Origin of the sequence: Pseudonocardia parietis (assembly GCF_017876315.1) — a bacterium.
GTDB classification, from domain to species: Bacteria; Actinomycetota; Actinomycetes; order Mycobacteriales; family Pseudonocardiaceae; genus Pseudonocardia; species Pseudonocardia parietis.
Genome location: NZ_JAGINU010000002.1, coordinates 208,934 through 226,276, shown reverse-complemented (window position 1 = coordinate 226,276; position 17,343 = coordinate 208,934). Strand labels below are relative to the sequence as shown.

Here is a 17,343-nt window from a genome sequence, read left to right as displayed (position 1 = left end):
GTCCTGTACTCGTTCGACCGGGCAGGGCGGCACGCACCAGCCGGGGTGAGGTTCCCCCGGTTTCCCGGAGTCCGGGTCATCTGTGATCGTCGCGCTGGGATCGATGGTAGGCGTCCTCGTACTCGTCGGGTGAGAGCCCGCCGAGCCCGGCCTGGATCCGGCGGGGGTTGTACCAGCCGTCGATGTAGCGCAGCAGGGCGTGCTCGGCCTCGGCACGAGTGGCGAAGGTGGTGCCCGGCCAGTACACGAGCTCGATCTTGAGCGTGGACCACAGGTTCTCAGCCAAAGCGTTGTCGTAACTGTCGCCTGTGGACCCTGTCGAGGGCGCGACACCCGCGTCGACCAGGCGCTGGGTGAATCGCAGCGCCGTGTACTGGGCGCCCTTGTCGCTGTGGAAGATCAACTCTCCGGAGCGCACCTGACGCGAGCGCAGCGCATGATCCAGGGCGGTGAGCACCAACGCAGTGGTCGCCCGCTCACCGGTGGCCCAACCGACGACCCGGTTGGCGAACGCATCCCGCACGCTGGCCAGCCACAGCACACCCTCCCCGGTGACCAGCCGCGTCAGATCCGCCACCCAAAGCCGGTTCGGCGCGTCGGCCCGGAAGTTGCGTTCGACCCGATCCGGGGCGGCGGTGTGGTTCGGATCCTGCCGGGTCGAGCCGTGCTTCCAACCCCGACGCAGATGCGCGCCCTGCAGGCCGTGGGCGCGCATGATCCGCTCGATGCGCTTGCGCCCGACCCGCACGCCCTGGCGGCGCAGCTCCAGCCACACCCGCGGCGAGCCATAGGTCGCGGCGTACTCGTTCACGCTGCGCACTTTGACGATCTGCTCGAGCAGTGCGGCATCGTCGAGCTCACGGCGCGAGGGATACTCGCGGCGGGTCCGCCAGTCGTAGTAGGTCGAGGCGGGGATGCCCAGGACCCGCAGTACGAGACCGGCCGGGAAGCCATGGGCGTCGATGAAGCTCATGACCACCTCCGGGTCGGGCCGATCTCGCTGGCGAAATACGCACTCGCCGCGCGCAGGACCTCGTTGACCCGCCGCAGCTCGGCGTTCTCGGCGGCCAACCTGCGGTTCTCCTCGACCATGTCAGTGCTTGGGCGGTCATGCCGTTCGCCGGCGTCGGCCTCGGCCTGACGGACCCAGTTCCGCAGGGCCTCGGGGTGCACGTTGAGTTGCTCGGCCAGCCGCTTGAACGACGGCCGCGGCTCGGACTGTCGATACAGCCGGACCGCCCGTTCCCGCAGCTCATCGGGGTACTTCCTCGGTGCTGCCAACAGAGCCTTCCTTCCCAGTCCCTAACCATGGGACCAGTCTTCGAAGACTCCGGCGAAGCGGGGGAAGCTCAGGGCGAGCGGACAAGACAGTGATGGGTGCCTGCTGGCACAGGCTCCTATGAGGTCACAACCGCCGTCTGGTGAGTGCAAGCGAGCCCCGCAGCGGACCGGCCGACAGATCCGGTTGAGGACCAGGAGTCAGTCAGGCGGTGGGTCAGACCGACCGCTGCGGGGCTCACCTACATCATCCTCACTGTCAGGTGGCGATAGCGATGACGGTCTGGGTCGTGACGCCGGCGGCGACGAGTAGGACCAGTGTGGCGAACCCGCGGCTCAGCGTCCTCGCTGGCAACCGGCGGGCGAGGCGGCCGGCCGGGAGCGAGGCGAGGATCGCGGCGGCGGCGAACGCGCCGATGATCCACCACTCGAGCCCGCCCGCGGTACCGGCCGCGCTGGCGGCGGTGAGGTAGGGCAGGCGCGCGGCGATCGAGTTGATGACGATGACCACCAGCGAGGTGGCCACCGCACTCGGGGGCCGTAGCCTGAGGGCGACGACGAGGGCGGGCACGAGCAGGAAACCGCCACCGACGCCGAGTAATCCGGTCAGGAACCCGACCAGCAGCCCGGTCGCGACGGCGCGGGGCAGGCAGTGGCGCCAGGCGACGCCGCCGCCGGGAAGCTCACACCCCGCCGGCCTCGTCGGTGCCGCGCAGCATCCGCAGGCCGGCGGCGACCATGAGCGCGGCGAAGACTAGCAACAGTCATCGGCCGTCCAGTTGCTGCTGGACAATCCCGCCGGCCACCGACGTGGGGATGCCCGCGGCCGATGATCGCGGCGAGGCGCCAGTCGACCTCACGGCGGGCGCGCGGGGCGACCGCAACCGCCGAAGCCAGACCGACCACCACCAGCGATGCGGTGACCGCCTCGGCCAGGGGGAGCCCGAGCCCCTAGACGAGGGCGGGCACGGCGAGGATGCCGCCACCGCCGCCCACGAGGCCAAGCAGGGCGCCGATGAGCAGCCCGAACCCTGCCGCGAAGACGATCACCGTTGCGTGTCCCGGACGCGTTCGTGCCGCCGGGCTCGCAATGCGGCGAGGATCTCGCCGACCTCGGGCTCGGCGACGTCGCGGTTGAACGGGAGCCGGGCCAGGGCGGCGCCCATGGCGCAGGTGTTGCTCAGCGCGGAGAAGGTGAGCCCGGCGCCGATCCCGCCGGCCAGCACTCGGGCCTTCGGCGAGACGAGCCGCCCCGCGGTCAGCCCGGCGAGCACGAGGGCCCCGGCGACGAGCCGGACCTGGCGCTCCAGCGCCCAGCTCTGGCGGCCGCAGACAATCTCACCGCCCGCGGCGGTGTAGGCGGCCAGGCCGCCGTCGAGGACGTGGGCGTGTTCCAGACCCGTCGCGGCGAGGTGGCGTCGGGCCTGCTCGGCGCGGATCCCGGACTGGCACACCAGCACCACGGGGCCCGTGATGTGGGCGGCGATGTCACGGGTGTGTGTGGCCAGTGTGGCCAGCGGCACGTGGTAGGAGCCGCGGATGTGGGAGGCCTCGTACTCGGCCGCGCTGCGGACGTCGACGAGCATCGGTGTATCGGACCCGCTGCGCGCGGCGGCCTGGTGCCAGGCGATGACGGTGTCGGCGTCGGCGGTGTGCCCGGCCGGGGAGGTTTCGGGCGTGGAGGTCGTGGTCATGGGAGAAGGGGTCCTCTCGTTCTACGTCGAGGCGATCGCCCCGTGGAGCTGCGCCAGCTGTCGGGGCGGGCCCTGGGAGGTGCCCGTGCGTGGCGCCTGGGTAGGGGTCAGTTGCCGGTGGTGGGCTGGTCGGTGATGGGCAGCCCGGCCGCGGCGGCCCGCGGCCAGTCGTCGTTGATCAGGACCAGGTCGCGGCCGGGTCGGTCGAGCATCGAGGCGGCGATCGAGGCGCGATAGCCCGAACCGCAGTAGACCCACACCTGGCCGTCGGGGACCTCGTCGCGGCGGGCCGCCAGCTCGTGCAGCGGAATGTGCACCGATCCCTGGACCCCGCCGGCGGCGCGTTCCTCGTCGCGGCGGGCATCAACGATGAACAGCCCGCTCCGGCCATGCTGTGCGCGGGCCGCGGCTAGGCCGGGGAAGTCCGAGACCGGGTAGGACCGCAGACCCTGCCCGGCGTCGAGGGACTCGATCGGGCCGGTGGCGGCGCCGGCGAAGCGGTCGATGCCGATCCGGACCAATTCGCGTTGGGCGTCGGCGACCTGCTGAGGGTCGTCGCCGATCAGGGTCAGCTCGGCGTCGAAGTCGAACGTCCAGCCGAAGTAGGTGACGAATGGTGTCGAGAGTTCGTAGCCTAGCGAGCCGGGCAGGTGACCGGCGGCGAACGCGGTGCGCTCACGCAGGTCGACCACCCACTGGCCGGCCTCGAGGCGGCGTCGCAGCTCGGCGGGGTCGACCGGTTCCGGGGCCGACAGGTCGACCGGGGCGGGTCCGGCCGTGTTCGCCGGTCCCATGCGGGCGTAGTAGGTCGGGAACGCCCCCAGTCCGGCGATCAGCGCCTCGACGTAGTCCTGCTCGTCCTGGGTCAGTGCCGGGTTGGTGGTGGCCTCCTGCCCGACGGTGGAGCCGTCGGCGCCGCTGGCCGGCGTGCTCGCGCAGAAGCTACCGAACCCGTGGGTCGGGTAGACCGCGGCCGCGGCGGGCAGCTCGGCGACCAGCCGGCGCACCGAGTGGAACTGGGCGTGGGTCAACTCGACGGTGTCCTCCGGTGAGACGAGGTCGGTGCGCCCGGTGGTGCCGTAGAGCATCGACCCGCCGGTGAACACCGCCACCACCTCGCCGCCTGCGTCCGCGGTGGTGTCGAGCAGGGCGTAGGACAGGTGATGGTGGGTATGTCCCGGCGTGGCGATCGCCCGCAGACGCATCGATCCGGCCGAGACCTCCTCGCCGTCGGCGATCGGAGTGCAGTCGAAACCGACCTCGTCCGCAGCGTTGACCAGATACGCCGCGCCGGTGCGCCGCGCGAGGTCGAGCCCGCCGGTGACGTAGTCGTTGTGGATGTGGGTCTCAGCGACATGCGTGACCGGCACACCGAGGTCGGCGGCCAGATCCAGGACCCGATCGATGTCGCGCTGCGGGTCGATCACCACCGCCACCTCACCGTCGGTGACCAGGTAGCTGCGGTCACCGAGGCCGGACGTCGCAATCGTTCGAATGTCGATCATTAGCTTCCCTACCCGGTAGGGTATCCCTACCGTGTGACTCGGTCGTCGTTCTGGTCTCGATGGTCCGTCAAGCTCGGCGTTCTCGCCGCTCCCGACGTCGGTCCGGCCGGAGCTCTCCGGGGCCCGGCGCGCTCAGGCCAGCGAGAGGAACAGCCGTTCCATCTCGGCCACGTCGACTGCGCGCTCCCCCTCGTCGTTCTGGGTCATGCAGTGCCGCAGGCCGGTCGCGATGATCTTGAAGCCGGCCTTGTCCAACGCCCGGGCGGCGGCGGCGAGCTGGGTGACCACGTCCTTGCACTCGCGCCCGTCCTCGATCATGCGGATGATCCCGCTGATCTGACCCTCCACACGGCGCAGCCGGCTCACCACATCACTGAGTTCACTGGGCTGGACCTGCATCGCCGACTCCGTTCCCGGGCACCCACGGTGAGTCCGTGGGCTCGCCCTCCGCGCAACCGACCGTACCCCGGGGGGTATTCCGATAGCGGCGTGACCCCGGCCACCCGCGCCGAGTCCCCGACGAAAGGAACCAGCAGCGCTGCACATCGCCCACACCGTCGAGGTCGACCTCGACCACCAACAGGCCGTCGACACCGTCACCGCCGCCCTCGCCGAGCAGGGATTCGGCGTGCTGACGACCATCGATATCAAGGCCACCCTTGCGGCGAAGCTCGGCGAGCACGTCGACGACTACACTATCCTCGGTGCCTGCAACCCGGGCCCCGCCCACGCCGCACTCTTCGCCAGCCCGGAGGTCGGCCTGCTACTGCCCTGCAACGTCGCCGTGCGCCGCGGCGAGGGCCGCACCATCGTCCAGGCCATCGATCCCGGCTCCCTGCTCGGCATCGCTGCCGGCGACCTAGCCGAACTCGCCGACACCGCCGCCGATGCCGGCAGGCGACTCCGCACGGACCTCGTCTCACTCGCATGACCAAGACCGCCATCGCTGAGTCGATCCGCACGCAGCGCCCCCACGCCCGGGCGGTCCCGACATGCGCAGGGCGAGCGCCCCGGCGACGCTCCACAGCATAAACGGGCTTACCGCCGTCTCTATGCAACAACCGCTTGATGGCGGATAGTTGCCGCATGAGCGACGTGATCTCGGCTCCGGTCGCGGCCACACGCGGCGCCGCCCGATGGGACCGGGCCGACAAGTTATCCATCCTCGGCATGGTCGGGTTCGTCGTGCTGCTCAACGTGGTGGGCTGGGCGGTGCTGGTCCTGGTGATCGCCCCGCAGAACCTGGCGCTGGGTAGCACCGGGGTGTTCGGGGCCGGACTGGGATTCACCGCGTTCCTGCTCGGGGTGCGCCATGCCTTCGACGCCGACCACATCGCCGCGATCGACAACACCACCCGCAAGCTGGTCGGCGAAGGCAAGCCCGGCCTCAGCACCGGCTTCTGGTTCTCGCTGGGCCACTCCAGCGTGGTGTTCGGGCTGTCGCTGCTGCTGGCGCTGGGGGCCAGCGTGCTCGTCGGGCCGGTTCAGGACGAGAACTCCCAGCTCCAGCAGATCCTCGGGCTGATCGGCACCATCGTGGCCGGGGTGTTCCTGATCCTGATCGGGCTGATGAACCTGTTCGCCGTGATCGGCATCGCCCGGGTGTTCCGCCAGATGCGCGCCGGCGGGCTCGACGAGGCCGAGCTGGAGCGCCAGCTGCACAACCGCGGCTTCCTGGCCCGCCTGCTCGGCCGGGTGATGCGCCGGGTGAGCAAACCCTGGCACATGTACCCGGTCGGGCTACTCATGGGACTGGGCTTCGACACCGCCACCCAGGTCGCCCTGCTCGTGCTCGCCGCCGGCTCCGCGCTCACCTTGCCCTGGTACACGATCCTCGTCCTGCCGCTACTCTTCGCCGCCGGAATGAGCCTGTTCGACACCGCCGACGGCATCTTCATGGCCCGCGCCTACGGCTGGGCATTCCTCAAACCAGTCCGGAAGGTCTTCTACAACCTGACCGTCACCGTGCTCTCCGTCATCGTCGCACTGGTCGTCGGCGTGATCGTGCTGATCGGGCTGCTCGTGGAGAAGCTCGACATCGACACCGGTCCGCTGGCCGCCATCGGCACCCTCGACCTGAACTACGTCGGCTACACCGTCGTCGCCCTGTTCGTGCTCACCTGGCTCGTCGCGTTGACGATCTGGAAGTTCGGCCGAATCGAGGAGCGCTATAGCACCGCCACCAGCCCGGGCAGCCCGAGCCCGGGCCATGACCACACCGTCGACCAGCACCAGCTCGAGCAGGCCAGGCCGCGGTGAGGCTGCCTGTGCTGATCAGCAGGACCAGTAGAGAGATCGGGACGCCGAGGTGACTGACCAGGATGACTGTGATAGCGGGGGCGTAGTTGCGATCTCCACGATGTGGTTGACCGCGGCAAGGAGCAGAAACAGGCCGCCGGCCTGCGCGGCCACGATCCAGGCCGCCGGTGCGTCCTGAGTGGAGGCATAGATCCCGCCCAGGCCGATCGCGGTGCTGGCGAAGCCGATCTCGTACTGGAAGCCGTTGGTCTGCCAGCCGAGTCTTTCGCCGTGGCGCGAGCGAAGATCGTTTGCGCGACCGCCCCGCCGACGATGCCGGCCCGGCGCCGAAGAACAACACCCAGCGCAGCGCCAACTCGTCGAACGGGGTTCCAGCGTCGGTGCCTAGCGCCGGCACCCCCCAGGATCGCCAGCACGAACGCGACAACGAAAGCCACGACAGGCAGACAGGCCGATCACAAGAGCACCGTTGCGGGCCGCGGACGACGCAGTATTACGAACGACATCCAGGGTCAGGCGTGGCTCGTGGACGGCTGCGGCCACGTCGATGCACCGGATCAATCCGGTCTGGGGTCCCCGTCGCCTCACTCTGGCCTGTTCAAGAGCCGGTGCGGTGGATCGATATACAGGAGAACTCGACCGTTATCACGTCCCTCTGCACCACCCCGGCGCTGTCATCCTCGTGGCACGACAGCACTGTCACTCTCGCGTCGTTCCACAAAGCAGCTGTGGACGGCGCGCCACGGGGATGACGGTGCCCGGGGCACCACGCTGAGTCAGCGCTACGGCGCTGGCGGAGCGGGGCTTGCGGCGAGGCTGTAGTGGGCGTCGTCGGTGAGTTCGAGGTAGCCGCCGCCACCGGGGTGGCGGCGGACGAGTCCGCGTTGTTGCAGGGCGACGACCGCGGCTGGGTCGTAGGCCAGGTGTCGCTCGGTGATGCTGCACGGGTCGTGCGCGATCGCGTACAGCAGACGAGCGCTCTCGACGTCCAGGGCCCGGTTCGGGGCCGTGGAGCTGGTGCAGCGCGGTGCGTTGGGTGTCGAAGCCCGCGGCTCTGCCTGCCGACTCTGACGAATCGCTGCGAATCACCCGGCGGGTCAGGGGTATGTCGGCGCCTGGTGACCCGACCACTCAAGGCCGCCAGTGAACCGACTTCCACGCGAAGGAGAGCAGTAGCCGTGCAGATAGCCCACACCGTCGAGGTCGACCTCGGCCACCAACAGGCCATTGACGCCGTCACCGCCGCCCTCGCCGAGCAGGGGTTCGGGGTGCTGACCACCATCGATATCAAGGCCACCCTGGCCGCGAAGCTCGGCGAACACGTCGACGACTACACCATCCTCGGTGCCTGCAACCCGGGCCTCGCCCACGCTGCGCTCTCTGCCAGCCCGGAGGTCGGCTTACTGTTGCCCTGCAATGTCACCGTCCGTCGCGCCGAGGGCCGCACCATCGTCCAGGCCGTCGATCCCGGCTCCCTGCTCAGCATCGCCGTCGGCGACCAGGCCGAACTCGCCGACACCGCCGCCGACGCCGGCAACCGCCTCCGCACCGCCCTGGACTCACTGACCTGACCCAGAGGCGCAACAAACGTTCGTTCGGCGAGCGTGCCGCGCCAGGTGACCGCCCCGTGCGCCTGTTCACGTGCGGCCCCGGGCGGCGCGTACCGCAACCCCGAACAGGTAGTCGCCGCCGATGCGGGTACGCCACCGATCGCCGACGTCCAAGCCGTGGCGCGGGAGTTCGGCGAGGAACTCACCTGTGGTGAACCGGTCGTGGGTGGGGTGGTCGAACAGGACCCGGTAGGTGGGTCGGGCCAGGGCGGTGGCGGTGACCTCGTCGAAGAAGAACCGGCCGCCCGGTTCGAGCACCCGGGCTACCTCGGCCAGCGCGTCGCGCCAGTCCGGGATGTGGTGGATGATCGCGAAGTCGAACACCGCCTCGTAGGAGGCGTCCGTGCCGCCGCCGACGTGCGCGAACGCGGTGGCCAGATCGGTCGCCGAGCCGCCGGCCAGGCGGGCGGCATCACCGTGGCGCCGCAGCCGCCGGCGGGCCTTGGCCAGCATCGCGGGATCCAGATCGACAGCGTCCACGCTGGCGGCACCGAAGAGGTCGAGAATGAGTTGGGTGCCGTAACCCGGGCCGCAGCCCAGCTCGGCCGTGCGCGCGCCCGGCGTGCGCCCCCCGAGCTCGAGGAGCAGGTGCGCTTCGTAGCGCTGCAGCAGACGTCGGGGCGCGGAGTCGACCAGTGCCGACTCGACCGCGTTCATGAGCATGACCACTCCACATTCATCGCCGGTTCGAGATACAATCGCTTCATGGCGATTGTTACCAGAGGTGAGTGTCCGTCCACAACTGCCGGCCTCGGTGCCGCCGAGGCGCTGTTCCACAGCCTGTCCGACAGCACCCGGCTGGCCATCGTGCGGCGGCTGGCCGACGGTGAGGCGCGGGTGGCCGACCTGGTGACCCAACTGGGCCTGGCCCAGTCCACGGTCTCCAAGCACGTGGCGTGCCTGCGCGGCTGCGGACTGGTCGACGGGCGCCCCGAGGGGCGGCAGGTGTTCTACTCCCTGACCCGCCCCGAGCTGATGGAGCTGTTGGCTTCGGCCGAGGTTGTGCTGGCCGCGACCGGCCACGCGGTCGCGCTGTGCCCGACCTACGGAACCGGCCGCCACGGCGTGGGAGATGCGCGGTGAGTGCGGCCTGCGGCTGCGGCGACGAGCCCCGCACCACCGCGGAGAGCGACGAGCACGAGCCGGAAACGCTGTGGCAGGTCGGGGAGATCCGGTTCGCCGCCGTGGCCGTCGTGCTACTCGGCCTCGGCTACGGAGCCGACTGGGTCGCCGCCCCCGACCTGGTCGGTCTCGCGCTGAAGGCGGCCGCGTTGGCGGTCGCGGGCGCGACGTTCGTCCCCGCCACACTGCGCCGCCTGGCCACGGGCAAGATCGGCGTGGGCACGCTGATGACCATTGCCGCGATCGGCGCCGTGCTGTTGGGCGAGGTCGGCGAGGCCGCGATGCTGGCCGTGCTCTACACCATCGCCGAAGGCCTGGAGGAGTACTCGGTCGCCCGCACCCGCCGCGGCCTGCGCGCCCTGCTCGACCTGGTGCCCGACCAAGCTCGGGTGCGGCGCGACGGGACCGAGCAGAGCATCGACCCGGCCGAGCTGGTCGTGGGCGACACCCTGGTGGTGCGCCCCGGGGAACGCCTGGCCACCGACGGCCGGATCGGCGCCGGACACACCAGCCTGGACACCTCCGCCATCACCGGCGAGTCCGTCCCCGTCGAGGCCGGCCCCGGCGACGAGGTGTTCGCCGGGTCCATCAACGGCACCGGCGTGCTCGAGGTCGAGGTCACCACCACCGCCGCGGACAACTCCCTGGCCCGCATCGTGTCCATCGTGGAGACCGAGCAGTCCCGCAAGGGCGCCGGCCAACGCCTGGCTGACCGCATCGCCGCACCCCTCGTCCCCGCGGTGATGATCGCCGCTGCACTCATCGCCGCCCTGGGGTCCCTGCTCGGTGACCCGCTGACCTGGATCGAACGCGCCCTGGTCGTGCTGGTGGCGGCCTCGCCGTGTGCGCTGGCCATCTCCGTGCCGGTCACCGTGGTCGCCGCGATCGGCGCCGCGTCCAAGCACGGCGCCCTGGTCAAGGGCGGAGCGGCCTTGGAAGCTATGGGACGGGTCGCCACCGTCGCGCTCGACAAGACCGGCACCCTGACCCGCAACCACCCGGCCGTCATCGAGACCGTCCCCGCCGCCGGGCACACCCGCGAGCAGGTGCTCGCGGTAGCCGCCGCGCTCGAGGAGCGCAGCGAACACCCCCTGGCCCGGGCCATCCTGGCCGCCGCCCCCACCCCGCAGCGCGCCGAGCAGGTCGAAGCGGTCACCGGTGCCGGGCTCACCGGCACGCTGCACGGCCGCAGCGTGCGGCTGGGCCGCCCGGGCTGGATCGACCCCTCCCCCCTGGCCCAGGACGTGGAACGGCTCCAGCACGCCGGCGCCACCGCCGTCCTGGTCGAGGACGCCGGCACCGTGATCGGCGCCATCGCCGTCCGCGACGAACTGCGCCCCGAAACCGGTGAGGTCACCGCAGCCCTGCGTGATGCCGGCTACCGGGTCGTGATGCTCACCGGCGACAACCGCGCCACCGCCGCCGCCCTGGCCACCGAGGCCGGGATCGACCCGGCCGACGTGCACGCCGAGCTGCGCCCCGAGGACAAGTCCCGCCTCGTCGGCCAGCTCCGCGCACACGGCCCGGTGGCGATGGTCGGCGATGGGGTCAACGACGCCCCCGCCCTGGCCACCGCCGACCTGGGCATCGCCATGGGCGCCATGGGCACCGACGTGGCCATCGAAACCGCCGACGTGGCACTGATGGGCGAGGACCTGCGCCACCTGCCCCAGGTCCTGGCGCACGCCCGCCGCTCACGGACCATCATGTGGCAGAGCGTGGCCCTGTCGCTGGCCATCATCATCGGCCTGATGCCGCTGGCCCTGTTCGGGATACTCGGCCTCGCCACGGTCGTACTCGTGCACGAGGTCGCCGAAGTCGTGGTCATCGGCAACGGCATCCGCGCCGGGCGCACCCGCCGCCTCGCCCTGGTCCCCGCCACCCCCACCACCGCAGCTTCCTCGCGCAACCACGTGCAGGCCGGGGCGTGACGCCGAGCGCACCGGCTCCGGTCAGCACGCGAGCCCGTTGGCGGGTGCTGGCCGCAGCCCTCATACTCACCGCCGCCGACCTGGCCCTGAAGACCCTGGCCGAGCACCAGCTGACCAGTACACCCGGCCCGCGACTCCTGGGGCTGATCGAGTTGCGCCTGACCTACAACACCGGCATGGCCTTCAGCCTGGGAGCCGCACTCCCCCACGGGATCATCGTGGCCGGCACCGGGCTCCTCACCGCCGCCGTGGCGGCCTACACCTGGCGTACCGCTCCGACCACGCCGCTCGCGGGCCGCATCGGCCAGGCCGGTGTGTTGGGTGGTGCGCTGGCCAACCTCATCGACCGCGGCCGCGACGGCAAGGTCACCGACTACCTGCACACCGGCTGGTGGCCCACCTTCAACCTGGCCGACGCCGTGATCGTCTGCGGCGCGGCGCTGCTCGTGCTCACCACCGTCCGCCAACCCGCACCGACGCCCGACAAGGACCCTGCCCGGTGGACCTGACCACCATCGCCCAAGCCATCGGCCTGTTCGCTGTCACCAACATCGACGACATCGTGGTGGTCTCGCTGTTCTTCGCCCAAGGCGCCGGACACCGCGGAGCCACCACCCGGATCGTGGCCGGACAGTATCTGGGCTTCACCGCCATCCTGGTCGCCGCGCTCGCCGCCACCTTCGGCGCAACCTTCCTGCCCGAGACAGTGCGCGCCTACTTCGGACTACTGCCGCTGCTGCTCGGCCTACGCGCGGCCTGGGCCCTGTGGCGCGGCGACGACGACGATGACGCACCCGCCAGCAACGGCGGACCGGCCCTGCTCACCGTCGCCACCGTCACCTTCGCCAACGGCGGCGACAACATCGGTGTATACGTCCCCGTCTTCGTCACCGTCGGCACCGCCAGCCTGCTCGTCTACGCCGCGGTGTTCCTCGTCCTGGTCGGGGCCCTCTGCGCGGCCGGCAAATTCCTCGCCACCCGCGCGCCCATCGCCCGCGCGCTCAGCCGCTGGGGCCACATCCTGCTGCCCTTGGTCCTCATCGCCCTGGGCATCGTCATCCTCGTCGAGGGCGGCGCCTTCGGACTGTAGAACCATCCCGATCACGGGCGGTGGTCTCCGACAACCTCGAACACACCGTCACCCCTCCGACACCGGGTTTGCCACACGCACCTTTCCGAACCGGCACTCCAGCCACCGGAGTTGACTGTGTCGTTCGACTGTCGTTGAGCTTCCCCCGGTTCGCCGGAGTCCGGGTTATCTGTGATCGTCGCGCTGGGCGCGATGGTAGGTGTCCTCGTACTCGTCGGGTGAGAGTCCTCCGAGGCCGGCCTGGATCCGGCGCGGGTTGTACCAGCCGTCGAGGTAGCGGATCAGGGCGTGCTCGGCCTCGGCGCGGGTGGCGAAGGTCGTGCCCGGCCAGTACATCAACTCGATCTTGATCGTGGACCACAGGTTCTCGGCGAGAGCGTTGTCGTAGCTGTCCCCTGTGGACCCGGTCGAGGGGGCGGCCCCGGCGTCGACGAGGCGCTGAGTGAACCGCAGCGCGGTGTATTGGGCGCCCTTGTCGCTGTGAAAGATCAACTGTCCGGTGCGGATGTCGCGGGAGCGCAGGGCGTGGTTGAGCGCGGTGAGCACCAGCGTCGTAGTGGCGCGGGGGTCGGTGGCCCAGCCGACGACCCGGTTGGAGAACGCGTCCCGCACGCTGGCCAGCCATACGACGCCCTCGCCGGTGACGATCCGGGTCAGGTCGGCCACCCACACTCGGTCCGGCGCGGACGCGGTGAAGTCGCGTTCGAGCAGGTCCGGAGCGGGCCGATGCGACGGGTCCTGCCGGGTCGAGCCGTGGCGCCAGCCGCGGCGCAGGTGCGCGCCCTGCAGGCCGTGCTCGCGCATCACTCGCTCGACGCGCTTGCGTCCGACGTGCACGCCTTGTCGGCGCAGTTCGAGCCAGACCCGCGGGGAGCCGTAGGCGGCGGCGAACTCGTTGACGCTGCGAATCTTCCCGATCTGCTCGAGCAGGGTCGCGTCGTCGAGCTCGCGCCGCGATGGGTTGGCGCGGCGGGTGCGCCAGTCGTAGTAGGTCGAGGTGGGCACACCGAGGACCCGTAGTACGAGACCGGCGGGGAAGCCATGGACGTCGATGAAGCTCATGACCACCTCCGGGTCGGGCCGATCTCGCTGGCGAAATAGGCACTCGCCGCGCGCAGGACCTCGTTGACCCGCCGCAGCTCGGCGTTCTCCTTCGCCAGCCGGCGGTTCTCGACGACCATGTCGGTGCTCGGGCGATCGGCGCGCTGGCCATCGTCGGCCTCGGCTTGGCGGACCCAGTTGCGCAGGGCTTCATGGTGGACATTGAGCTGCTCAGCCAGCCTGCGGAACGACGGCCGCGGGTCAGACTCCCGATAGAGACGGACCGCGCGTTCCCGCAGCTCATCAGGGTACTTCTTCGGTGCCGGCACCAGTGCCTTCCTTCCGGTTCTCAAGATCGAACCAGTCTTCGAAGACTCCGGCAAAGCGGGGGAACCTCACGTTTCCCCCGACCGCTCGTCCTGCGTGACCAACCGGTCGACCAGCCGGCACGTAGCCGGCTACGCGGCCGCCGCCGGGACGAATGACACGAGCTAGCCTGCGACGTCGCAAAGCCCGGTCGCTGAAGGGCTTCAGCCGCCGGTCGCCGTCTGCCAGAGGAGCACGCCGTTGAGTGCCACCACGACCGCGGTGACCGCCGTCGCCGTGGCTGTGGTCAGCCGGTGGTTCACCAGCTCACCCATCACCGGACGGCGCGCCGTCAGCCACACCAGCGGCGCGAGCGCGAACGGGATGCCGAACGACAACACCACCTGCGACAGCACCAGCGCCTGCGTCGGGTCGATGCCGACACCGAGGACCACCAGCGCCGGCGCCAGGGTGAGCAGGCGGCGCAGCAGCAGCGGGATCCGACGGCGCAGGAACCCCGCCATGATCACCTGCCCGGCGTAGGTACCGACCCCGGACGAGGCGAACCCGGACGCCAGCAGCGCGATCGCGAACCCGTAGGCGGCGACGACGTCGAGCTGCGCCGCGAGCCCGGCGAAGATGCCCTCCAGGGTGTCGGTCGCGGGTACGTCGGTGCCAGCGAACAGGGCCGCGGCGACGATGAGCATGGACAAGTTGACCAGGCCGGCCAGGCCCATCCCAAGCATGATGTCGGTCCGCCCGGCCCGGAGCAGGAAGCGGGTATCCGCCATACTGCGCGGTTCCAGGCGGCGCTGGGTGAGCGCGGAGTGCAGGTAGATCACGTGCGGCATGACGGTCGCGCCAAGGATGCCGGTGGCCAGCATCAGCGAGTCGATCCCGGCGAAGCCGGGCACCAGGCCCGCGGCCAGCGCGCCGGCGTCCACGTCCGTCCGGAACAGCGTCGACACCAGCCCGACCAGGATGATCGCCAGCAGGAAGACGATCGCCCGTTCGAACGGCCGATGTCCCCGCGACTGCAGCCCCAACAGGCCGAACGCGATCACACCGGTGATCAGGCCGCCGACGAACAGCGGCAGCCCGAACAACAGGTGCAGCGCGACCGCCCCGCCGATCACCTCGGCCAGGTCGGTGGCGATCGCGACCAGCTCGGCCTGTACCCACATCAACCGGCTGCCCCACCTGGGCATGTGCTCGCGGCACATCTCGGGCAGGTTCTTCCCGGTCACGATGCCGAGCTTGGCCGACAGCGACTGGATCAGCATCGCCATCAGGTTGGCGACGACGATCACCCAGATCAGCAGGTAGCCGTAACCCGCGCCGGCGGAGAAGTTGGTGGCGAAGTTGCCGGGGTCGACGTAGGCGACCGCGGCCACGAACGCCGGTCCGAGGACGACGAGCCGCCCCCGCCAGCCGCGACGGCGAAGCTCCTCGGCCGTGACCTGCCGCGGCCGGTCCGTCCGTGGCGTTGACATCGCCGCCATCGTCGCCCCCTCGTCATCGACAGGTCCGCCGAACCCGAAGTGTAGGCGCGTCTAACTCTTCGGCTCCAGGCCTGCGGTATGAGGCCGCCGCGGCACACCGGTGCCAACTTCACTGAGAACCGACTTGTTGCAGCAGACACCACCACCAGCAGCTGTCCAGTCCGCGTGTATCTGGCATTGCTTCGGCCCCGTGACCTGGGGCCCCCTCGGCTGGGAGCTCCCAGCACCGCCGGGGCAGCGTGTGTCCTCGTCTCGTGCCTCGGCGTCCTTGGCGACGGTCAGCAGGCCTCGTCGGTACAGGCTCGCCAGCGCGACCGCGCACAGTACGCCGAGCACGACGAGGACCGCCCACGGTATCGGGGCCAGCCCGGCCGACCGCGCGAGATCCACCGCCCACCCGGTGCCCGCGTTACCGAGCAGGATCCCGGCGCCGCACACCGTGTTGTAGAAGCCGTAGTGCGTGGCCACCAGGCGGTCACGAGACAACGCGACGATCGTGTCCATCTCGAACGGCAGCACCACCGCCGTCCCGACCGCCAGCAGCGCCGCCGTCAGCAGCAGTGCCATGATCCCGGCCACGGTGGCCGGGCCGGGCCCGATGTCCGGCCACACCAGTAGTAGGGAGTCGGCGGCGAGCATCGGCACGAACGCTGCACCCAGGACGAGCAGGCCGCGGCTAAGCGACCGGGCCGGCCCCCATCGCGTGCGGCACCAGGCCGTCACCTTCATCTGGGACGCGATGGTCACCGCACCGGACACCACGTAGATGCCGGTCACCAGCGCGGTCGCGGAGTCCCCGCTTCCGAGCAGCGTGCGCGCGTGCAGCGGTAGGGCCAGATAGATCTGATACGACAGGACGTAGGTGCCGATCATCGCGACGGCGAACGGCAGAAATCCCCGGGTCGTGGCGACGTCGCGCCACTGGCGCAGCAGCGGACGCCGCTCCTCGTCGGTGTCGTCGTCTCCGCGGCGGGCCGGGAGCGCCCGCACCTGCAGCACCGTCAGCACCGCGAACACGGCTGCGGCGACCAGACAGGTCAGCGTGACGTCGATCCCGGTCAGCAGTAGACCCGCAACCGGGCCGATCAGGATCCCGGCCTGGTAGAAGATGCTGAACAGGGCGAATGCCTCGACCCGGCGCTCGCCGGCGTCGCGGGCGATGTAGGCACGCACGGCGGGGTTGAACAGGGCGCCGGCGAACCCGGTCATCGCCGAGGCGATCACCAGCGCCGAGACCGCGTCGACCAGGCCGATCAGAGCGAACCCGACGGTCCGCAGCGCGCACCCGGCGACGATCATCGGCTTGTAGCCGAATCGGTCAGCCAGGCTCCCCCCGACCAGGAACATGCCCTACTGGGAGAAGTTCCGCACGCCCAGGATCAGCCCGACCATCAGCACCGACAACCCGAGCCCTGCCGAGAGATGATCGGCCAGGTACGGGATGAGCATGTAGAAGCCCAGGTTGATGGTCAGCTGGTTGAGCAGCAGCAGTCGGACCGGCCGATCGAACGACCGATAGCGCTCCAGCACCTGCATCAGCGCACCTCGGCGACGACGGCGGTGCAGCGGGTCCAGCGACGCACCTCGACGGCGTCCGGGCGGGTGATCTCGTCCGGGTCATGCAGCGGCGGCGGGCCCACCTCGATGCCCCGGTCGCGGCAGAACTCGTCGTTGTAGACGGTGTCGAAATAGCGCTGCGGGCCGTCGGGGAAGATCGCGGTAATCCGGGTCCCGGCCGGTCGGGTACGGGCGATCCAGCCGGCCACGACCCCAACCGCACCCACGCTCCAACCGCCACTGGCGTAGCTGGAACTGGCCATCGCCCGGCAAGCCGAGACCGCTTCGTCCGGGGCCACCCAGTGCACCTCGGAAAAGATGGAGTGGTCGACGTTGCGCGGATGGATGCTCGAGCCGAGACCGCGCATGAGCCGCGGCCGGGCCGGCTGCCCGAAGATCGTCGAACCGACCGAGACGAACACCTCACGCTGCCGAGGCGGGGACGACC

The 17,343-nt window shown here is 70.5% G+C and carries 20 protein-coding genes and 1 pseudogene; 7 read left to right on the top strand and 14 right to left on the bottom strand.

The window, feature by feature from the left end; translation table 11 throughout:
* Positions 1 to 76: 76 nt before the first annotated feature.
* The 6 genes from JOF36_RS35395 to JOF36_RS35370 all read right to left on the bottom strand — a co-directional run bounded on the left by JOF36_RS35395 (position 77) and on the right by JOF36_RS35370 (position 4,876).
* The gene (locus JOF36_RS35395) at positions 77 to 973 is read right to left on the bottom strand and encodes an IS3 family transposase (RefSeq protein WP_112276250.1); all 897 of its coding nucleotides are present in this window, start codon (positions 971 to 973) and stop codon (positions 77 to 79) included.
* Entirely contained in the window at positions 970 to 1,281 is a 312-nt protein-coding gene (locus JOF36_RS35390; RefSeq protein WP_210026741.1) for a transposase, read from the bottom strand. Before JOF36_RS35390 ends, JOF36_RS35395 begins: the two co-directional genes overlap by 4 nt.
* Before the next feature lie 256 nt (positions 1,282 to 1,537).
* Positions 1,538 to 1,888 carry a TSUP family transporter gene (locus JOF36_RS39705; protein ID WP_245353187.1) on the bottom strand — a complete coding sequence of 117 codons (351 nt, stop codon included), beginning with the start codon at positions 1,886 to 1,888 and terminating at the stop codon, positions 1,538 to 1,540.
* 436 nt (positions 1,889 to 2,324) lie between these two features.
* Positions 2,325 to 2,972, bottom strand: coding sequence for a rhodanese-like domain-containing protein (locus JOF36_RS35380; RefSeq protein WP_210036618.1), 648 nt, complete (start codon positions 2,970 to 2,972; stop codon positions 2,325 to 2,327).
* Positions 2,973 to 3,079: 107 nt separating this feature from the next.
* A complete protein-coding gene (locus JOF36_RS35375; RefSeq protein ID WP_210036617.1) occupies positions 3,080 to 4,477 on the bottom strand; it encodes an MBL fold metallo-hydrolase in 1,398 nt (465 codons plus the stop codon).
* 132 nt (positions 4,478 to 4,609) lie between these two features.
* Positions 4,610 to 4,876, bottom strand: coding sequence for a metal-sensitive transcriptional regulator (locus tag JOF36_RS35370; RefSeq protein WP_210036616.1), 267 nt, complete (start codon positions 4,874 to 4,876; stop codon positions 4,610 to 4,612).
* A gap of 139 nt (positions 4,877 to 5,015) precedes the next feature.
* Between JOF36_RS35370 and JOF36_RS35365 the strand changes: the two genes are divergently transcribed.
* Both JOF36_RS35365 and nicT read left to right on the top strand, forming a co-directional pair.
* Positions 5,016 to 5,408: a DUF302 domain-containing protein gene (locus JOF36_RS35365; protein WP_210036667.1), complete on the top strand. Its 393-nt coding sequence runs from the start codon at positions 5,016 to 5,018 to the stop codon at positions 5,406 to 5,408.
* Positions 5,409 to 5,563: 155 nt separating this feature from the next.
* Complete coding sequence (nicT, locus tag JOF36_RS35360; RefSeq protein WP_210036615.1) at positions 5,564 to 6,736, top strand: Nickel transporter NicT; 1,173 nt, start codon at positions 5,564 to 5,566, stop codon at positions 6,734 to 6,736.
* 15 nt (positions 6,737 to 6,751) lie between these two features.
* Here nicT and JOF36_RS41520 read toward each other — a convergent pair whose 3' ends face one another.
* Positions 6,752 to 7,111, bottom strand: a complete 360-nt coding sequence (locus JOF36_RS41520) for a DUF6790 family protein (RefSeq protein WP_372447478.1) — start codon at positions 7,109 to 7,111, stop codon at positions 6,752 to 6,754.
* Between the two features lie 803 nt (positions 7,112 to 7,914).
* Between JOF36_RS41520 and JOF36_RS41220 the strand changes: the two genes are divergently transcribed.
* Positions 7,915 to 8,307: a DUF302 domain-containing protein gene (locus JOF36_RS41220; protein ID WP_210036614.1), complete on the top strand. Its 393-nt coding sequence runs from the start codon at positions 7,915 to 7,917 to the stop codon at positions 8,305 to 8,307.
* 66 nt (positions 8,308 to 8,373) lie between these two features.
* Here JOF36_RS41220 and JOF36_RS35350 read toward each other — a convergent pair whose 3' ends face one another.
* Entirely contained in the window at positions 8,374 to 9,009 is a 636-nt protein-coding gene (locus JOF36_RS35350) for a class I SAM-dependent methyltransferase (RefSeq protein ID WP_245353135.1), read from the bottom strand.
* A gap of 42 nt (positions 9,010 to 9,051) precedes the next feature.
* Here JOF36_RS35350 and JOF36_RS35345 point away from each other — a divergent pair, with 42 nt between their 5' ends.
* Genes JOF36_RS35345 through JOF36_RS35330 form a run of 4 tightly spaced genes read left to right on the top strand, consistent with a single transcriptional unit; the run spans position 9,052 to position 12,489 of the window.
* On the top strand, positions 9,052 to 9,429 hold the full coding sequence (locus JOF36_RS35345; RefSeq protein ID WP_210036613.1) for an ArsR/SmtB family transcription factor: 378 nt from the start codon (positions 9,052 to 9,054) through the stop codon (positions 9,427 to 9,429).
* Positions 9,426 to 11,399, top strand: coding sequence for a heavy metal translocating P-type ATPase (locus JOF36_RS35340; protein ID WP_210036612.1), 1,974 nt, complete (start codon positions 9,426 to 9,428; stop codon positions 11,397 to 11,399). Before JOF36_RS35345 ends, JOF36_RS35340 begins: the two co-directional genes overlap by 4 nt.
* Before the next feature lie 44 nt (positions 11,400 to 11,443).
* Positions 11,444 to 11,908, top strand: a complete 465-nt coding sequence (locus JOF36_RS35335; protein WP_307862788.1) for a signal peptidase II — start codon at positions 11,444 to 11,446, stop codon at positions 11,906 to 11,908.
* Positions 11,899 to 12,489, top strand: coding sequence for a cadmium resistance transporter (locus JOF36_RS35330; RefSeq protein ID WP_210036610.1), 591 nt, complete (start codon positions 11,899 to 11,901; stop codon positions 12,487 to 12,489). Before JOF36_RS35335 ends, JOF36_RS35330 begins: the two co-directional genes overlap by 10 nt.
* A 165-nt stretch (positions 12,490 to 12,654) precedes the next feature.
* Here the strand turns inward: JOF36_RS35330 and JOF36_RS35325 are convergent, their stop codons facing one another.
* From JOF36_RS35325 to JOF36_RS35305, 6 genes and pseudogenes are all read right to left on the bottom strand, one after another.
* Positions 12,655 to 13,551: an IS3 family transposase gene (locus tag JOF36_RS35325; protein ID WP_210034702.1), complete on the bottom strand. Its 897-nt coding sequence runs from the start codon at positions 13,549 to 13,551 to the stop codon at positions 12,655 to 12,657.
* Entirely contained in the window at positions 13,548 to 13,859 is a 312-nt protein-coding gene (locus JOF36_RS35320; RefSeq protein WP_210034704.1) for a transposase, read from the bottom strand. Before JOF36_RS35320 ends, JOF36_RS35325 begins: the two co-directional genes overlap by 4 nt.
* Before the next feature lie 201 nt (positions 13,860 to 14,060).
* Positions 14,061 to 15,329, bottom strand: coding sequence for an Nramp family divalent metal transporter (locus JOF36_RS35315; RefSeq protein ID WP_210036609.1), 1,269 nt, complete (start codon positions 15,327 to 15,329; stop codon positions 14,061 to 14,063).
* A gap of 60 nt (positions 15,330 to 15,389) precedes the next feature.
* On the bottom strand, positions 15,390 to 16,685 hold the full coding sequence (locus JOF36_RS35310; protein ID WP_307862787.1) for an MFS transporter: 1,296 nt from the start codon (positions 16,683 to 16,685) through the stop codon (positions 15,390 to 15,392).
* Between the two features lie 3 nt (positions 16,686 to 16,688).
* On the bottom strand, positions 16,689 to 16,874 hold the full coding sequence (locus JOF36_RS41215) for a hypothetical protein (RefSeq protein WP_307862786.1): 186 nt from the start codon (positions 16,872 to 16,874) through the stop codon (positions 16,689 to 16,691).
* Positions 16,874 to 17,308, bottom strand: a pseudogene (locus JOF36_RS35305) (pyridoxal-5'-phosphate-dependent protein subunit beta); the annotation flags it as partial. The gene JOF36_RS41215 and the pseudogene JOF36_RS35305, both read right to left, overlap by 1 nt.
* Between the last annotated feature and the right edge of the window lie 35 nt (positions 17,309 to 17,343).